Raw genomic sequence first — 15,806 nt, 5'->3', positions numbered from 1 at the left:
TCATCCGGTGCTCGTATTTTTAGGATACATGACGTTAACACTGTTGAAACTTCACATTCATTGTTGAGCAAACAGCAGAAAGACGGGCGGATGTTGTGGTCTTTTCACAATGAGATTGAGTAGAGGGTCGTCACCCGCCGTTTGGTATTCGATACAATGGCGATGTTGTAACTCCACAATAAAATTATCGAAGTATTGTGCGAGACAGCGCTGGCCTCAAACCGCAACTCGCACTAGGGTTATATGTGAAGGTGGTTACTTGTAATAGCGACGGGGAAGGGTAGGAGGACAGGTATTTCCCTACAACGTCGGTCAGTGTGGTGGTCGACATTCTGGTGTCGGATGAGATGTCGGAGGCACCGATTGCCCGGAGGTGGCCAGGGTGAACATCCTGGAGCAACACAATGTACGTTTTGTCGGTTATCACGACTTGGAGAGCAAGCCGGGGTTCAAGATGGGTATTCAACGGTGTGGGGAGAGGTGGTATCTGTACGTCGCACACCTGTGGCACCGCGGCTGGTCTGTGTTGGACGTCACCAATCCGGCAGAGCCCCAGTACCTAAGTTTCACCCCGGGGCCGCGAGACACCTGGACCATCCAGGTTCAGGTAGCCGACGGCAAGATGATTACGGCACTGGAAAAACCGGTCGAAGGCTGGGGAATTGAATCTGGAGCCCAGTATGACGAGGGAGCTCTCATTTGGGACGTGGAGTCTAATCCAGCACAGCCGCGACTGCTCGGGAAGTACGAGACTGGCGGCACCGGGACACATCGTAATTTCTATGCGGGCGGTCGCTACGTCTACATGACGGCTAACCCCGCGGGTTTTGAGGGGAACATTCTGACCATCGTAGATATAGACAATCCGGCGCAACCAGTGGAAGTTTCGCGCTGGTGGTGGCCGGGGCAGAATGTAGGTGCAGGCGAAAGTCCGGAATTCTGCGCGTATTTTCATGGGCCAGCTTACGTGGTGGGAGAACGTGCGTACCTATCGTATGGACAGGTTGGGCTCGTCATTCTCGATGTCTCTGATGTGTGGAATCCCAAGTTTGTTAGCCGTGTATCGTTCGGTAACCTTGGCAGTTCCCTTGGTTGCCATTCTGCAGTACCGATTCCAGACAGGAAGATTGTGATTGTGAACAGTGAGGCCATCCTGGAGGGCAGCGGAGACGGGCTCAACTACGTCTTCGTGGTGGACGTGGCGGACGAACTCCACCCCAAAGTCTTGAGTTCGTTTCCGGTTCCGACGCCGGAGCCAGGATTACCGTACCAAACCTACTACGAAAAAGGTGGACGCTTTGGTCCGCACAATCAACATCACCACCAGGGACATCCCGATTTAATGCCACCGTCGGACATCGTCTACTTGACCTACTTCAACGCAGGTTTGAGGGTCTTCAGCATAGCGGATCCGCTGGTTCCACGAGAAGTCGGCCATTTTGTCCCGGCTGATCCTACCGAGCGATTGGGTGTTCTTCCATCCGTACTCGTGACGCAGTTTGAGGATGTGTTGGTGGATTCTCGAGGTTATGTGTATTGTACCGATAAGAACTTTGGTCTTTTCGTTCTTCAGTATACGGGGACTGACTAGTGGTGAGCCTTAAAAGCTTTGCCCTGTTCCGCTGCCAAGGCGAATCGGAGGCCACCGAGGAGGAAGGAGGCTCAACCTTCCTCCTGTGTCTGTACGTCTGACACGGGCGGCGTCCATAGGGTGCAAGTCCCGAACGGAGGTTGGCGACATACCTATGGGACCTGTGAACAAGAGAGTAGTGTCACCCTATCACTCAGATTCCGATAGTTCTCGTTTATGTTAATTTAGCAGGGTTGCCTTTGGGGATCCCGCGAGACAATGCTCCTAAGAGCAGGGTCCGATCCGGGTTTATCGCGAAGTCACAAAGCATCACAATAAACGCGGACTCGTGCTCTCAGCCCGGAAATTCGTTCGTCTGATCTTTGCCCTTCTGAACAAAGCCCAAATCTACACCTCGCTGAAGAAGATATAGCCGGAATATTTTATATCAAAAATCTATTTTGATGAAACAGTCTGGATTGAATTCCTCCTAAAACTCGTTCCCTTCATTGGCCTTGAGACTTGATAGAGAACTTGACATTAACATAGATGGTCTACTCGATGAAGGCAGGACGGGGTTGGCTGGTGTTGTGAACACCTTATAACGGGACACCTTAATTTTTGTGGGAGAGCGTTATACCAACCATTTTGGCGTTTCGCTATATTCGAGCCAAGGCTTGCTGTCTAGAGAATTCATCTTGTGGGAGGTCACACAATGGCGACTGCAACGAGTGCCTGGGGCTACTGGGAAGGCTACCATCACTGGAACTTCACGTTGTGGAGATTGATTGGGCTAATCGACTTCGGAGCGTCCAACTTTAGCGAGATGATGGAGGCGGTGGCACACATTCCGGCTGGAGATGAGAAGGCATGGTTCGAACAATGGTACAAGATTGGCTCGCGCGTTGAACTATTGGCGCGCGAAGCGGAAGATAAAGGTAACGCGCTCTCGGCCCGCAACGCCTATTTTCGGGCCTGCAATTACTATCGAATGGCGCAGTTTTTCTTGCCAGGCAGCGATGCCCGCAAGGTACCTACGCTGGAGTCCATGGACAACATGTTTCGCAAGTCTTTGCAATATGTTGACAATGTTGAAACTGTTTCTATCCCGTACGAAGGGACGGCCCTCGAGGGCTACTTCATCAAGGCCAAAGGCCCTGGGCCGCATCCGACGATGATCTACATGAATGGCGCGGACTCGTTGCCACCAGAGGTCTATTTTACGGCGGGCAAGCACATGGCTGAAGCAGGACTGAACTTCCTTGTCTACTACGCTCCCGGCGTGGGTCTGACACTGTATAAGAAAGGCATCCCGGTCCGACCCGATACCGAGGCATTCGTTTCGCCGGCTGTCGATTGGGTGTCGAATCGCGATGACGTGGACCCCTCCCGGTTGATCTTGATTGGCGAGAGCTTCGCCGGCTACACGGTTCCCCGGGCTGCCGCTCGCGAGAAACGAATTGCGGCTGCCGTGGTTTGGTCGCCGGTGTACAAATTCGACGCGGGGTTCCTTTACCAACATTCAGGTCCATCATTCCGGGAACATTTGATGCGGTTGTTTGGTGCCAACTCCTATGACGATCTCGTCGAGAAGTCTTCCAAGTATGACCTTACCGGCGTGGCCCGGGAGATCGAATGCAAGCTGTTTCTGATTCAAGGCTCCGAGGACTTTATTATCCCGGTCCCGCTTGAGAGCGCGCTGCGCCTGTACAACGAAGCAAAGTCGACGGTGAAGAAACTGCGGTTCATTGAGCGGGACGAGGGACTCGGCGGCGTGCTTCATTGTCAAAAGGACAACCTTCACGTGGCACACTTCGAGACGCTGAATTGGCTGAAGGAAGTTGGGTTGATCTGAGCACGGGGAGATTGACAGCATGTATGACATCGAGATCGTTGGCGCCCAAATTGTCACACCTTCCGCTGAGTTTATAGGATGCATTTCCATTCAGGACGGGAAAATTGCTGCCATCAGCGAGAAGCCATTAGGTCATGCGCGAAAGACCATTGATGCAACGGGGCTACACGCACTACCAGGGATGATCGACCAGCACGTTCACTTTATGGACCCTGGCGAGGAGGACCGTGAAGATTTCATTCACGGTTCCACCGCCGCCGCAACGGCGGGCGTCACCACGGTCATTGAGCACACACACGGGCACCCGGTGAGAACGCTGGAAGACTTTCTTGAGAAAAAGCACCACCTGGCCACCCGTTCACTGGTTGATTTTGGCCTTGGTGCACACCTGTGGCCGGGTTATTTCAGCGAAATTCACAAGCTGTGGGAGAACGGGATCTCCTTCTTCAAGGCGTTCACGTGTACGACGCACGGGGTACCCGGCCTGACAAACAGTGAACTCTTCGAGGCGTTCAAGGAGGTTGCGAGCGTCGGTGGTGTGGTCTTGGCACATTGTGAAGACGAGACCATGACCGCCAAGAACGAACAAGACCTGAAGTTGTTAAACCGGCTGGACGGACACGTCATCCAAGAGTGGCGCAGTAAAGAGGCTGAGGAAGTAGCTGTCTCCGGGGTTGTGTTGTTGGCCAAGTTGACGGGCGCAAAGGTGACGATTGCCCATGTCAGCCACCCGTTCGCCCTCGAGTTGGTTCAACGCGGGCGGGAACTAGGTGCGGACGTGATGGCCGAGGTTTGTCCGCAATATATGTTTCTTGATGAGCGCCTGATTCAGGACCGTGGGCCGTTTGGTAAATTCACACCGCCGGCGCGGTCTGCGCCGGAAACGAAGCGGATGATGAACCTGTTGGCGAACGGGTCGATTGACATCTTGTCCTCTGACCACGCACCGTCAACCCGTAACCAAAAACTGGAGGGGAACATCTGGAGCTGCCAATTTGGGCTGCCCGGCGTGGAAACAACGCTACCCCTGATGTTAACTGCTGTAAATAGAGGTGACATATCACTAGCGACTTTGGTCCGGGTTTATTCTGAGACACCGGCTCGGCGACTTGGCCTCTATCCCAACAAGGGCAGTTTGCGCGTCGGGGCAGACGCGGACATCGTCCTGATCGATATGGCGAAGAAGTGGGTGATTGAAGACGCAAACATAGTCTCGAAGGCGGGATGGTCACCTTACAGCGGCACCGAGTGCATCGGGAAGCCCGAAACGACGATTGTCCGTGGGCAAATCGTGATCGAAAGTGGCAAAGTCGCAGCCGATCCGGGTGTCGGTCAGTATGTCTCACGGGTAAGCAGACATTGAAGCATAGAATTGTCATGTTTCAGGGGGGTCACGATTTGGGAAACAGAGCTGTCATCGCCATCGACCTGCACAGGGGGCATCTCGATCCTGAAGTGGCCACGATGCCACTTCCCCCTGATAAGTGTGAAACCGTTATCAGAGCCAACGCGGCATTCTTCGCGAAGTGTCGAGAACGTGGAATACCTATCGTCCATGTGGTAACGCAGTATCGACACAATAAGGAGATTCTTGTGAACCCTGCGTGGCGTGCACGTGCCGATGACCCGCAGGCCACGCGGAAGAACGTCGGCCGTCACAACCTCCGCGGCATGCCCGGAGTGCAGGTGATTCCCGCTCTCTGGGACGACAAGGACGTGCTGGTGGATACGAAGAAGCGATATGACTGCTTCGTTGGCACGGATTTAGAGTTTGTCCTCAGAACCCTGGGCATCGAAGAACTATGGGTGACTGGAGTAAATACAAACAGTTGCGTACTCGCCACATCCATTGACGCGTCCTGCCGCGACTACGATGTGACCATCGTGTCCGATTGTGTGGACACGATGGACGGGCCAGAATTCCACACCAGCGCGCTGCAGATCTTCGAGCGAGCTTTCGGGCGTGTCAAACGTTCCATTGAATTGATCCACTGAGGTTGGGAGATGAGACAATGTTGTTCACGAAATACAAGCTCGGCACTGTACAAAGATTGCCCGTTTCCATTGCGGTAATGGCGTTGGTTGTGCTCGCCCTGTCGTATGTGGTCAACGCCATGGATCGACAAGTGTTTTCGGTCCTAGTCCCGACCATCGACAAGACGTTTGGCTTCTCACTGCCGCAAGGGGGCTTGCTATCCACCATCTTTACACTCGGCATTGGTGTCGCAGGGATTCCCACAGGCTACCTGCTTGACAGGCTGACCCGCAAGTCCGTGATGCTCATCGGCATCGTGGTGTATTCGCTGTTTACCATACTTACCGCAATGTCCACCGGATTCGGCGACATGCTGTTTTACCGTGCCGGCTCAGGCATTGGGGAAGCGATGCAGAACGCTGCGCTTTTTTCGGCGGTCGGTGCCTACTTCTATAAACACCGCGCCATGGCGCTCGGCACGTTGAACTTCGCGTATGGTGTAGGCGGCTTCTTCGGACCGCTGTTTGGTGGAAAAATGCTGGTGGCGTACGGATGGAAGACACCCTTTTACGTGTACGGTATCATCGGTCTGATTTTCGCGATCGCCATTCTGTTTGCCATCTCAACGAACTTTACGGAGCATGAAGAGATTCAAGAAGTTCATTCTGGAAACGTGGATCACATTCCGGAAAAAGTCTGGAACCGCAACATCGTAATTGGCGTGATTACAGCGGTGGTGGTCGGCCTCTCGATGTACGGGTTCTTGGGCCTGTATCCGACGTTCCTGGTCAAACAACTGGGGTACACCACAACTCAGGCCAGCTTCAGCTTGAGCATGTTTGGCTTGGGCGCACTAATGGGTATTCCTGCCGGGTATCTAGGGGATATCTTCCGCCAGAAATGGGTAATCATCATTTCGTTGGTCTGTGGCATGATTGTCGGCTATTCGCTGTTCGACGTCGTGACTCAACCGGGACTACAGGCGCTGTTCAGCTTCCTGGAAGGTATGTTTGGCAGTGGTTTCCTGTTCGTCAACACCTACTCTCTCATGCAACGGTGCGTCCGGCCGGAGCAGGTGGGCAGAGCGTCAGGTATCTTCGTCACGTCGCTGTATCTGCCGTCCTCCCTTGCCGGGTACCTGTTTGCCGCCCTAGTGGGTACGGTTGGATGGGGTGAGGCCGGGCTGATTCAGTTGACCCTGATTCCCATCATAGGGATTATTGCGATGGCTTGCCTGAACGAAAGGCAGGTTCTCGTACCAAGCACGGTGGACAGGGTGAAGGCGCCCGGTTTAACTCACATGTAATCAGTTTGCAAACCAGGGTTGTTGGCAAACCAGTACGATAAGTGTAGTCGACGATGGCATGAGATTGCTGCTGTGTGGACTACGACTCACACTTTCCATCTATTAGGGAGATGTTTATGGTGGGCGAATACAGGGAATATGGTTGGGAACAGTGGCCTGAATACCCGTGGATGTCCTACCAGTTTCGGAGAGCCCTGGGCGAGACCCAGGAGGGCGGTGGCAGTGTCAGTGAGTGTTTACAGGCTGCGCAGCGGATGGTTCCGGGTGACCGGGAGAGTTGGCACAAGGAGTGGATGCGCATTGCGGAGAGGAACCGTGCCAAGGCATACCGGGAGGAAGCGGCTGGCCACTTTGTAACAGCCCGCGCCTGCTTTCTTCGCGCGTGCAACTACTTTCGATGTGCCGAGTTTTGGCTGGAACCGAACGACCCTCGCCGCTTGCCGACGTTTACAAAATGCGAGGAGTGCTTCGAGGCCGCGAGCCGATACTTCGACCACAAGGCAGTCCGCGTGGACATCCCGTATGAGGGTACTTTCCTGCCTGCATACTTCATCAGGTCCAGATTTGCCCCCCCGAAGTCACCGGTTTTGATAGCGCTCGGCGGACTCGACTCATTTAAAGAGGAACTGTATTTCATGCTCGGACGGGGCGCGTTGGAACGAGGGATTTCGTGCCTCCTCGTCGATGGCCCAGGTCAAGGGGCGGCGCTCCGCAGGCTGCATCTGACGACGCGTTTTGATTACGAGGTGCCTGTTGGGGCATGTGTGGACTACTTAGAGACCCGGGACGATGTGGATTTCGATCGGATCGCCCTCAGCGGTTCCAGCCTGGGCGGGTACTACGCAGTGCGGGCGGCAGCGTTTGAAAAGCGCATCCGGGCTTGCATCGCCCACGGGGCACAGTGGAACGTGGCGCGGGACTGGAGCACCCGCGGCGACGATCACCCGCTCGCACTGCACATCCGCTGGGTGTTTGGCGTGCGAACCATGGCCGAGGCACTCCTTAAGGCACAACAGTTCAACCTCGAACCAGTCGTGGGGAAACTCGATATACCGCTCCTCATCGTTCATGGTGCGAGGGACATGATAGGTGTGGAAAAGGCTCGGCAATTGTACCGTGGTGCGCTGGAGGCGGGTGTCGATGTGACGCTGCGCATGGTGTCGCCGGAGGAAACTGGAGCCGAGCACTGTCAACACGATAATCCAACTTTAGCGCATGAATATGTATTTGACTGGTTGAACGATGTTTGGAAGATTGTAGAGTCCGTGCACCGCTGACACCGGTTCAGGAACAATGCGGGAGGTCTGTGGCGCGGGGGAGTCAGGCAGCGGAGACGACATGCTCGGATCCGCGTGACGGACGAGTAAAATTGCACTCCTTGACGGGCCAGGGAAGCTGCCCCGGCTTACGTCGGGTGATGAAAATGGAGGAGAAAGTGTCAACGCTCACGCTGTCTGACGGTAATTTTCTCGAATTGCCTGGCGGTGCACGTCAAGACTGATTGGCGTCTGGCGCAGAGCCTCGTAGCGACAGCCAAGGTGAGCCTGTCAAGGCAATCGTTCCAGCCTTGACAGGCGATTATGGTCGCCCACACTGGCTTTGGTGGCTGAATCCGACACTTATGGATTCAGCCCTTGCTACAAATGAGTGTCGGTACAACAATCATTTCACCGACTAACTGTCGGTTCATTTTTCACACCAACGTCGGTGAGAAAATCACCGCCAAATAGCTTGAGCGCCTACAGGAGAGTCTGGAGGGTGACCTGCGTGGTACTGTTTGTCACGTGAAGACTCTTCTCTGTGTGGTGCGGCCATCTCTGGGGGGCCTGTTACGATCACCACGCATACAACAAAGCCCCATCCTCCGATGGGGCTACTTGAGTGTAATGCAAACTTGGTCCTCGAACCCGCATCACGCCTGTGGGTGTTTCAATAAGCTCTCAGAGTCTCCGTCGATAACAGACGCCCACGCAGAAGACAGACATCGTGGAGTTCGTTAAGGGCTGAGCTGGCGCAGGCCGGTATCACGGTCGCTGACGCGCAGAGTGTCTCCGCTCTGCAGGATGCGCAGAAGGCTCTTGATTTCGTGGAGCAGAACGTGATTCCGGTGGTCAAGGCGCATGACGCGGCCGTGCAGGCGTGGCAGGTGTCGCCGGCGCAGACTCAGACACCGCAGCAGAGTACATAAGAGACGAGGCCCTCATCCCTCAGCGACGGGCGGGGGCGTCTTTATTCGCAAACGGGAACCCCGGCCTTTATGATACGGTGGAGCCAGGAGGAGAGACTGTTTCCCATGCGCCCCCTGGCACCACCAATCCACCGTATGTTGCTCACAACAGCCGACGCGCCGGCAAAAGGCCCAGTCGCAAGGCCTCCGCAAACACACCCTATCTCCTCATGTGCCCGAACATGTGCTCTTCGGCGAACGCCACGAGCCTCTTCGTGATTTCGCCGCCCACGGAACCGTTCTCCCGCGCAGAGGTGTCAGGTCCTAATTCGACTCCGAACTCCTGGGCGATCTCCCACTTCATCTGTTCAATGACGTTCTTCACTTGCGGAGACACGTACCGATTACGATTCGGCACTATTCATCATCCTCCTGCTCCTGTTGGAGTTAAGTGTAATCGTATTTTGCGCAGGAGGATTTCATTGTATGCCGCCCTCCCACACATCGGGAAAGGAGGACTTCGGCGAGCCCGAACTTTGAATCAGAAAAATTGGCGCAAAAATGGCATACACGCAAGACGGCCATATCCGATATTGAAGATGAACACAATCATTGGTCATTGGTGCCGGAAGGAGCGGGTTGCCGTGGACGATTCCGAGATCCGCAAGGCTTTGACTGTCCACAATCCATGGGGCAAGTTTTGGCCGGGCGAACTGCCCTGATGAAGCGGGCGTCATTTTGCGCAGCACAGAACGTTCGCGTGGTGTTGTTGTACGAACATCCGGACGAGCGTATGCCGTGCACGCTCTGCAACGACCCAAATTGTTTCGAGTGGGCAAACGTGCTCAGTGTGGACGGCCGGTATTTCTACCACATCCCGGACTGCCAACTGGAGAAGATCGCCTACGGGGAACACATTGACGAGGTACATGCGCTACTGGCGGAGGCATCACATGAAACAGGAGATTGACATTCACGCAGCACCCCGCGTCGTCCACTGCCGCCGGGAACCGTTCGATGTGTATATCGGCCGCTCGGTTCCACGGCTCAGGGACCTGTTGGAGGCGCTTGGAGAGCCGCGCGGGAAAGCCCTGGGGTGTTGGTGTAAACCTGAACCGTGCCATGGGGATGTTTTGGTTGAACTTGTCACGATGGTGGAGCGTGAGTGAACATGGCGAGCCGAATGAGAGCCGCGGCGGGGCGGAGCAGGGCGTTGGACGATACGGAACGGCCTGGACTTCCAGACGTGTATTGGGTCAAGTCCCCGTCGTAAGGAACGCTGGTTCGATGCGCGTAACGTTTGAAAGTCTTGCGGCTCAACTCGCGAAACAACCTGTCCTGCGTGAAGTTCGGGATGTGCTGTTGGACGGCGACACCATCCGGTTGGTGTTGGAGAGGGAGGAGCCACCGGAAGCAAAGGAGGGAACAGTGGATGAGCGTCAGCACCACCATTGAATGGACGGACACTACCTGGAACGTCATCACCGGTTGTTCAAAGGTTAGCGAGGGATGCCGTCACTGTTACGCGGAGACCGTAGATCGACGGTTTGCGCAGAAATGGGGCCACGAATTCAAGCCATGGACAGGCCCCAACGCGGCGCACAATGTCCGGTTACATCCGGAGCGACTGACCATGCCGCTACACTGGCGGAAACCGCGCAAGGTGTTCGTGAACAGCATGAGTGACCTGTTTCACGAGCAGGTGCCGGACAATTTTCTTGATGAGGTGTTTGGCGTCATCCTAGCCTGCCGCTTGTTAGAGAACCGACCGGACCACGTGTTTCAGATTCTCACCAAGCGCCCACGTCGAATGCTCGCATATTTCACAGAACGTCGTCCAGATGAGCTGGTGCGCGCTTGGGCACAAGCAGCGAACCTGAATGTCGCGTTGGACGATCCCGATGTGATCTTCTCGGAGTATGCGGAGGCCTACGTGGATCGAGTCTGGCCGCTTCCAAATGTCTGGCTCGGTGTGTCGGTCGAGAATCAACAGGCTGCGGACGAGCGTATCCCTCTCCTGTTGCAGACGCCGGCGGCGGTGCGGTTTCTGTCCTGTGAACCATTGTTGGGTCCGGTGGACCTGTCCGAATTCAAGCCATTCGACGGCGAGTGCTACTGCCAGGGCCGGCCGGATGGCTGCAAGCCGGGTAAGGCGGTTGGCTGTCCAGAGAACGCGATTGACTGGGTCATCGTCGGCGGCGAAAGCGGTCCAAACGCACGGCCAATGCATCCGGACTGGGTTGAGAGCTTGCGCGACCAATGCCAGGCGGTCGGGGTTCCATTCTTCTTTAAGCAATGGGGTGAGTTCGTCCCTGTTGATTGGGTTCGTGCGAGCAGTAGTGGATTTCCAATGCGCCGCGTCGGCAAGAAAGCCGCCGGCCGCATGCTCGACGGCCGCACATGGGACGAGTACCCGGAGGTGACGGTCTGATGGCGCAAGCAGTGGCGACGAAGCGCGCACGGGCGGGGCGTGAGATGGCGGAGGAGCGGTGCATGGTCTGGTACGTGGACGGGGACGGATGGAGAACGTATCCTTCCATGTCTCGGTCGGAGGCTGACATGGTGGCGGAGTGGCTAGACGTACTAGGTGTGCAGTTCAAGATCGTGCCGGTACCGCGGACGACCATCAAGGACCTGTTGGAGGGGTGAGCGCTATGTTTAGATTCCCGTTGCTGAGGGTACGCGAGAAAGGCGACGAAGGACCTGGGCGAATCGTAGGTACGAATTCGCACGATTTTCTGTATGTGGATGAGACAGGATCCATTAGGTACAGGAATCTCCAGAACAACGAAGGCACAGGCCCGCACAGCATCTATGAGTTTGTGACAGTCGATGACCCTTTCATGGGAAAAGAGATTACGATGGTGTCCCTGCCGGACCTTGCAGCAGCCTATGAGCGGGCGCTCGAAGAGGAGATCAGGCATCGCGTGGCGGTGGCCAGTCTGATGCGAAGGTTGACTCAAGATGATTGAGCTACCGCCATGGCGCAGGAAGTTCAGTCCACACAAATGGGCACGGTCTTCTCAACGGAGGCAGGTTCAGCCGACCATTGAAATGCGTTTCGTGTTCTACGAGTGCTGGCGGTGTGAAGAAGACGAGAACGTCTATGACGGTCGGTTCATGGTGCCGTATTACTGCCTGCCTTACTACGGAGTGGTACACTGCCCGCGGTGCGGGAAGCCGGACAAGGTGGAGCAAATTTGCACGGGGGTAGCGGAGATCCTGTGGGAGAGGAACGGCCGTGGCTACCAACACCGAGATCCAAGCCCTTGACGCCGCCCTCACGGATGCTATCCGCAGAGCAAGAGTATCTTGCAAGGCTGCTAGACGCCCTTCTGACGGGCGATGGCGTGCTGGTAGAAAACTATACCCGGACCACACGAACGCGGCTCATAGTTCGAATGGCTCATTTCAACACGGTATTACGAAGAGCCAAAAAACGGACGAGTCGTGTCGTGAATAGTGTGGCACTGCAAAAGCTGTGCAATGCGTTCCTTCTCGTGAAGCTGGAGGCGATGGAACATGGCAACACATGAACTCAAGACGTGGCCCGAATATTTCGAGCCGCTACTGCATGGCGAGAAAACGGTTGAACTGCGAAAGGACGATCGTGGATATGCAGTCGGTGACACGTTGATTCTTCGCGAGTATGACCCGGACACTAGGCAGTACACAGGTAGAATTTGCACGCGCACCGTGACGCATATCTTGCGTGGCGGACCGTGGTTACAGGATGGATATGTCGCGTTATCGGTTGTTGATAAGGAGAAAGAGGAGGCCCTGGAGCGGGTCGCAAACGCGGCGAAGGTGTGGCGCAACTGCTCAATAGACAGACTTGGATTCGCTACGAGTCCGGAGGAGGCAAAGGCTCATCACGTCATGATTCACAACGCGACAGTCGCCCTTACAAGGGCGGTCGACGCATTGGAGGATCTGGAGGTAACGTATGATGCGCGCAACCCTGAAGGAAACAGTTCTCTTTGAGCCTGTGAAGCACTGGCTCGAAGAACGAGACTTTGTCGTGTATAGCGAAGTCCAGCTCGACCGACGCGCAGACGTGGTGGGCCGGTGTGGTAAGTTCATTGCAGTTGTCGAACTCAAAAGGTCGCTCTCCCTGGACCTGATTGAACAGTGCGTAGACTGGCGTCGGTTCGCTCATTACGTTTATGCTGCCGTACCAGCACCCAAACGCCATGTCAACGGTTATGCCCGGGATTTATTGCGCCGAGAAGGTATCGGCCTACTGACAATCGAACCGGCAAGACCGGTTCCGTTCGTTCCGCAAAACCAACAGCCACAATTTTGGGTGAGCTGTGAATTAACGCCTCGATTGAACCGCCAAGCGTACACCGATTTTCTGCTGCGGCACCTTCATGAGGAACACCGGACGGGCCCACCAGGCGGCCATCGCGGTGGTGGATACGTGACACCATACCGGCTCACCATGGGCCGGATACGTGACGTACTCCAGTCGGAACGAGAACGGCGAAACTCAGACGGCTGGTTATCGGTCCGGCAAATCTGCGAGCGCGTTGAGACGCACTACGCCAACCCTCGTGCGTCGGTGGCCAGGGCATTGTTGGACTTCGAGCACGATTGGTGCGAGAGCAAGCGGGAGGGCGACAAACTCTATTTTCGTCTGCGTGAAAGGAGCGTGTGAGGAATGGGCGAGGAAAAGACGAAGGTCACGCTGGAAATCAAGGGCATAGTTCAGACAACCAAAACGAGATCGGAGTGGGAGGATGACTTTCGGAAGTGGCTTGAATCGCGCGGTGAATACTTCGGGGGGACGGTTTTCTTCGACAACAGAATGCAGAAGCAAGTGATTAGTCACCTCCGACCCGGAGATAGGGTACGACACTGCAAGCACCGAGACTGGGGTGAAGGAACGGTCAACGACCTATCTCTGAGCGGCAGGAGTGCCTACGTCAAATGGGACGACGGTCGATGGCATGGGGTCATCAAGATTGATAAGCTCGTCCGACTGGATCACGACGGGAGCGTCAAAAGACGCTTGTAACAGGATCATGATTGACGAGGAACATCGGATAATAGAAATACCGAGACTACGGGAGGAGAAGGACATGGCCAACACACAACGCAAGACCCAGGTCTGGGACGCCTTGGTGGAATTGTACAACCAACGCGGTGAACCGGTGGGCCCGACAGACATCGGTCTGCGCCTTGGCTTTCCGTATCAGTCAGCTTCATCACGGGTTATGGCCGCGCTCAAACAACTTGTGCAAGAAGGACAAGTCGTGCGGAACGAGCGCGGTAAGTACGCGCCATGTCGCTAAATTGAGCGTTCGCCAAGACACGGCCAACCTACAAGGGAGGCCGATATTTTCATTCTCATTTATAACTGTTTATAACCTTGATTAACATCTCTCGTGCAGATACAATTGAGACAAAGTGAACCGTTTATTACGTTGCATAATGGAGGCCTGCAAATATGCCCCGTCCACGCAAGCCCGACGAGGAACGCCGAACCCACAAAGTGTCCGTGTACCTGACGGATCTCGAGTACGCATCGCTTGAGCAGGCTTCCCAAACTGAGCGCAGGCCTCTCGCGCAATGTGTGGTCGAAGCCATACGCCGGTGGCTGGACAGTTTGACGGAGCCGCCGCAGGCGTGGCTCACGCAAAAGGTTGAAGTAGCGGAGACGCGCAGGAAGGCCCTCATGCAGGGATGGATATGTCCGAGAGGGCACATGTTTTGGACCGAGTTTGGTGCAGCTTTGTCCGTCAAACAGTGCCCTCACTGCTGGAGCGAACGGTTGCGACAGACACGGGAGTTGTGGGACGGACAAGCGAGAACAGGGCTTTGATCACGAAACCGCGGTGGGCCGATTCCTGTGTCGAACGACCCACCAGCGGCACGGAATCAAGAGACCAATGATGCGAGCGGCACACGTGTCCCGTCTCTTCCAACGAGCGCGCCCTGACGAAAGACAAAGCCTTGGTCCAACATAGATGTGTACGCAGATATGAATCGGCCTTGTAATCGGAAAGCCTCTCCAAGCGTCTCGCACTCATGGACTAAATAACTGTCACGCTTCCCACGGAACACCGTGAGACCATAGCCAACAATGTCCATTTCCCTATTGCCCCATACTCTACTTGCCACAGGAATGACCCGAAGTTCACTGTGATCCCGCAGAGGGAAAGGTTTGAGTGGCCACTTCCGATTAATTCCGTCCTTGTCGAAGTTCAGACCCAGGTTCATGCGCATGTAGAAGTTGCACGTTGAACTCTGACAGTCTGCCTCCACACCGCAGCAGAAATCGAGCTGTACCAGAGCGTTGTCGCCACAGAACGGACATGCAATTTCCGTGCTCAAATCACCGCTCGTAATGAGTCCAAGCGCCGCGTCATACACCGCATTGGAATTCGTCGTCATCCTTTTCAAGAATGCTTCCAATTCCGCGTCGTCCATATTTGCTCCTTTCGGAGCTTTCACAATACGCATTGAACCACCCCCTATTCAGACTAGCATGCGAACATATGTTCGATAAAGTATGTTTATGGTCTCTCTCCCGTAAATCCTTTGTTCGCGTAACAGGGAGTAGGGGCGATCGCGAGCTTTGTATTGGAATCGGGAAGAGCAGGGTATGGAGTACGTGCCGGAGGGTGAGGGCAGCGGGCACAGCGTGTTGCCGAGTTTCGAGGTATGGTCAGAGCGCCTTGTCGTGGTGCGCCGCCCACGGGATTTCACTCGGCGCCATGCCGCTGGGGAGCGGGAGACGGAGCGGTCTCGAACACGGGTGACGACACCCCACGTTTCTACTGTAAAAGTTGACCACCCCAGGCCCAGTGAATCCCGGCCCACGACACGGCGGCCTGGATTGAGCTTTCTTCTAGAGACAGGTCCCTACTGAGACTTTGTACGCTCCTGCGACGTCATCCGGTGTTCGGCGCAGCTGGTGTAAGGCAC

18 protein-coding genes are annotated in these 15,806 nt (G+C 55.4%); 16 read left to right on the top strand and 2 right to left on the bottom strand.

Translation table 11 applies throughout. From position 1 onward, the window contains the following. The first annotated feature begins 382 nt into the window (after window positions 1-382). The 6 genes from N687_RS0110275 to N687_RS0110245 all read left to right on the top strand — a co-directional run bounded on the left by N687_RS0110275 (window position 383) and on the right by N687_RS0110245 (window position 7,983). Window positions 383-1,591 (top strand): LVIVD repeat-containing protein, encoded by a 1,209-nt coding sequence (locus N687_RS0110275; protein ID WP_051663141.1) that lies wholly within the window; start codon window positions 383-385, stop codon window positions 1,589-1,591. A gap of 694 nt (window positions 1,592-2,285) precedes the next feature. Next, on the top strand, window positions 2,286-3,425 hold the full coding sequence (locus tag N687_RS0110265) for an alpha/beta hydrolase family protein (protein ID WP_029421765.1): 1,140 nt from the start codon (window positions 2,286-2,288) through the stop codon (window positions 3,423-3,425). 19 nt (window positions 3,426-3,444) lie between these two features. After that, the gene (locus N687_RS0110260; RefSeq protein ID WP_029421764.1) at window positions 3,445-4,788 is read left to right on the top strand and encodes a dihydroorotase; all 1,344 of its coding nucleotides are present in this window, start codon (window positions 3,445-3,447) and stop codon (window positions 4,786-4,788) included. Between the two features lie 35 nt (window positions 4,789-4,823). Beyond that, the gene (locus tag N687_RS0110255) at window positions 4,824-5,420 is read left to right on the top strand and encodes a cysteine hydrolase family protein (protein ID WP_029421763.1); all 597 of its coding nucleotides are present in this window, start codon (window positions 4,824-4,826) and stop codon (window positions 5,418-5,420) included. Between the two features lie 17 nt (window positions 5,421-5,437). After that, window positions 5,438-6,706, top strand: coding sequence for an MFS transporter (locus tag N687_RS0110250; RefSeq protein WP_051663139.1), 1,269 nt, complete (start codon window positions 5,438-5,440; stop codon window positions 6,704-6,706). Between the two features lie 119 nt (window positions 6,707-6,825). Then, window positions 6,826-7,983, top strand: coding sequence for an alpha/beta hydrolase family protein (locus N687_RS0110245; RefSeq protein ID WP_197029262.1), 1,158 nt, complete (start codon window positions 6,826-6,828; stop codon window positions 7,981-7,983). A gap of 1,110 nt (window positions 7,984-9,093) precedes the next feature. Here the strand turns inward: N687_RS0110245 and N687_RS0110235 are convergent. Further along, window positions 9,094-9,291 (bottom strand): alpha/beta-type small acid-soluble spore protein, encoded by a 198-nt coding sequence (locus tag N687_RS0110235; RefSeq protein WP_029421760.1) that lies wholly within the window; start codon window positions 9,289-9,291, stop codon window positions 9,094-9,096. 282 nt (window positions 9,292-9,573) lie between these two features. On the opposite strand from N687_RS0110235, the gene N687_RS24425 reads away from it, so the two are divergent. From N687_RS24425 to N687_RS20985, 10 genes are all read left to right on the top strand, one after another. Continuing rightward, the gene (locus N687_RS24425; RefSeq protein WP_035462157.1) at window positions 9,574-9,843 is read left to right on the top strand and encodes a hypothetical protein; all 270 of its coding nucleotides are present in this window, start codon (window positions 9,574-9,576) and stop codon (window positions 9,841-9,843) included. Then, window positions 9,803-10,042, top strand: a complete 240-nt coding sequence (locus tag N687_RS25485) for a DUF4326 domain-containing protein (protein ID WP_419670128.1) — start codon at window positions 9,803-9,805, stop codon at window positions 10,040-10,042. Before N687_RS24425 ends, N687_RS25485 begins: the two co-directional genes overlap by 41 nt. 118 nt (window positions 10,043-10,160) lie before the next feature. Then, window positions 10,161-10,328 (top strand): hypothetical protein, encoded by a 168-nt coding sequence (locus tag N687_RS24420; RefSeq protein WP_197029260.1) that lies wholly within the window; start codon window positions 10,161-10,163, stop codon window positions 10,326-10,328. Next, window positions 10,306-11,304 carry a DUF5131 family protein gene (locus N687_RS0110215; RefSeq protein WP_029421758.1) on the top strand — a complete coding sequence of 333 codons (999 nt, stop codon included), beginning with the start codon at window positions 10,306-10,308 and terminating at the stop codon, window positions 11,302-11,304. Before N687_RS24420 ends, N687_RS0110215 begins: the two co-directional genes overlap by 23 nt. Then, window positions 11,304-11,522: a hypothetical protein gene (locus N687_RS0110210; protein ID WP_029421757.1), complete on the top strand. Its 219-nt coding sequence runs from the start codon at window positions 11,304-11,306 to the stop codon at window positions 11,520-11,522. The genes N687_RS0110215 and N687_RS0110210 overlap by 1 nt, the downstream gene beginning before the upstream one ends. A 194-nt stretch (window positions 11,523-11,716) precedes the next feature. Then, on the top strand, window positions 11,717-11,845 hold the full coding sequence (locus tag N687_RS25125) for a hypothetical protein (RefSeq protein WP_269320490.1): 129 nt from the start codon (window positions 11,717-11,719) through the stop codon (window positions 11,843-11,845). A gap of 550 nt (window positions 11,846-12,395) precedes the next feature. Next, the gene (locus tag N687_RS22180) at window positions 12,396-12,857 is read left to right on the top strand and encodes an ASCH/PUA domain-containing protein (RefSeq protein ID WP_051663137.1); all 462 of its coding nucleotides are present in this window, start codon (window positions 12,396-12,398) and stop codon (window positions 12,855-12,857) included. Then, window positions 12,823-13,533, top strand: a complete 711-nt coding sequence (locus N687_RS23865) for a hypothetical protein (protein ID WP_029421754.1) — start codon at window positions 12,823-12,825, stop codon at window positions 13,531-13,533. Before N687_RS22180 ends, N687_RS23865 begins: the two co-directional genes overlap by 35 nt. Before the next feature lie 3 nt (window positions 13,534-13,536). After that, the gene (locus N687_RS0110190; protein ID WP_029421753.1) at window positions 13,537-13,893 is read left to right on the top strand and encodes a DUF3553 domain-containing protein; all 357 of its coding nucleotides are present in this window, start codon (window positions 13,537-13,539) and stop codon (window positions 13,891-13,893) included. A 64-nt stretch (window positions 13,894-13,957) separates the two neighbouring features. After that, complete coding sequence (locus N687_RS20985) at window positions 13,958-14,170, top strand: hypothetical protein (protein ID WP_035462152.1); 213 nt, start codon at window positions 13,958-13,960, stop codon at window positions 14,168-14,170. Between the two features lie 586 nt (window positions 14,171-14,756). Here N687_RS20985 and N687_RS0110175 read toward each other — a convergent pair. After that, the gene (locus tag N687_RS0110175) at window positions 14,757-15,341 is read right to left on the bottom strand and encodes a hypothetical protein (RefSeq protein WP_035462151.1); all 585 of its coding nucleotides are present in this window, start codon (window positions 15,339-15,341) and stop codon (window positions 14,757-14,759) included. Window positions 15,342-15,806 lie beyond the last annotated feature (465 nt).

The organism is Alicyclobacillus macrosporangiidus CPP55 (genome assembly GCF_000702485.1).
Lineage (GTDB): Bacteria > Bacillota > Bacilli > Alicyclobacillales > Alicyclobacillaceae > Alicyclobacillus_H > Alicyclobacillus_H macrosporangiidus_B.
This window is presented reverse-complemented; position numbering and strand designations above follow the sequence as displayed.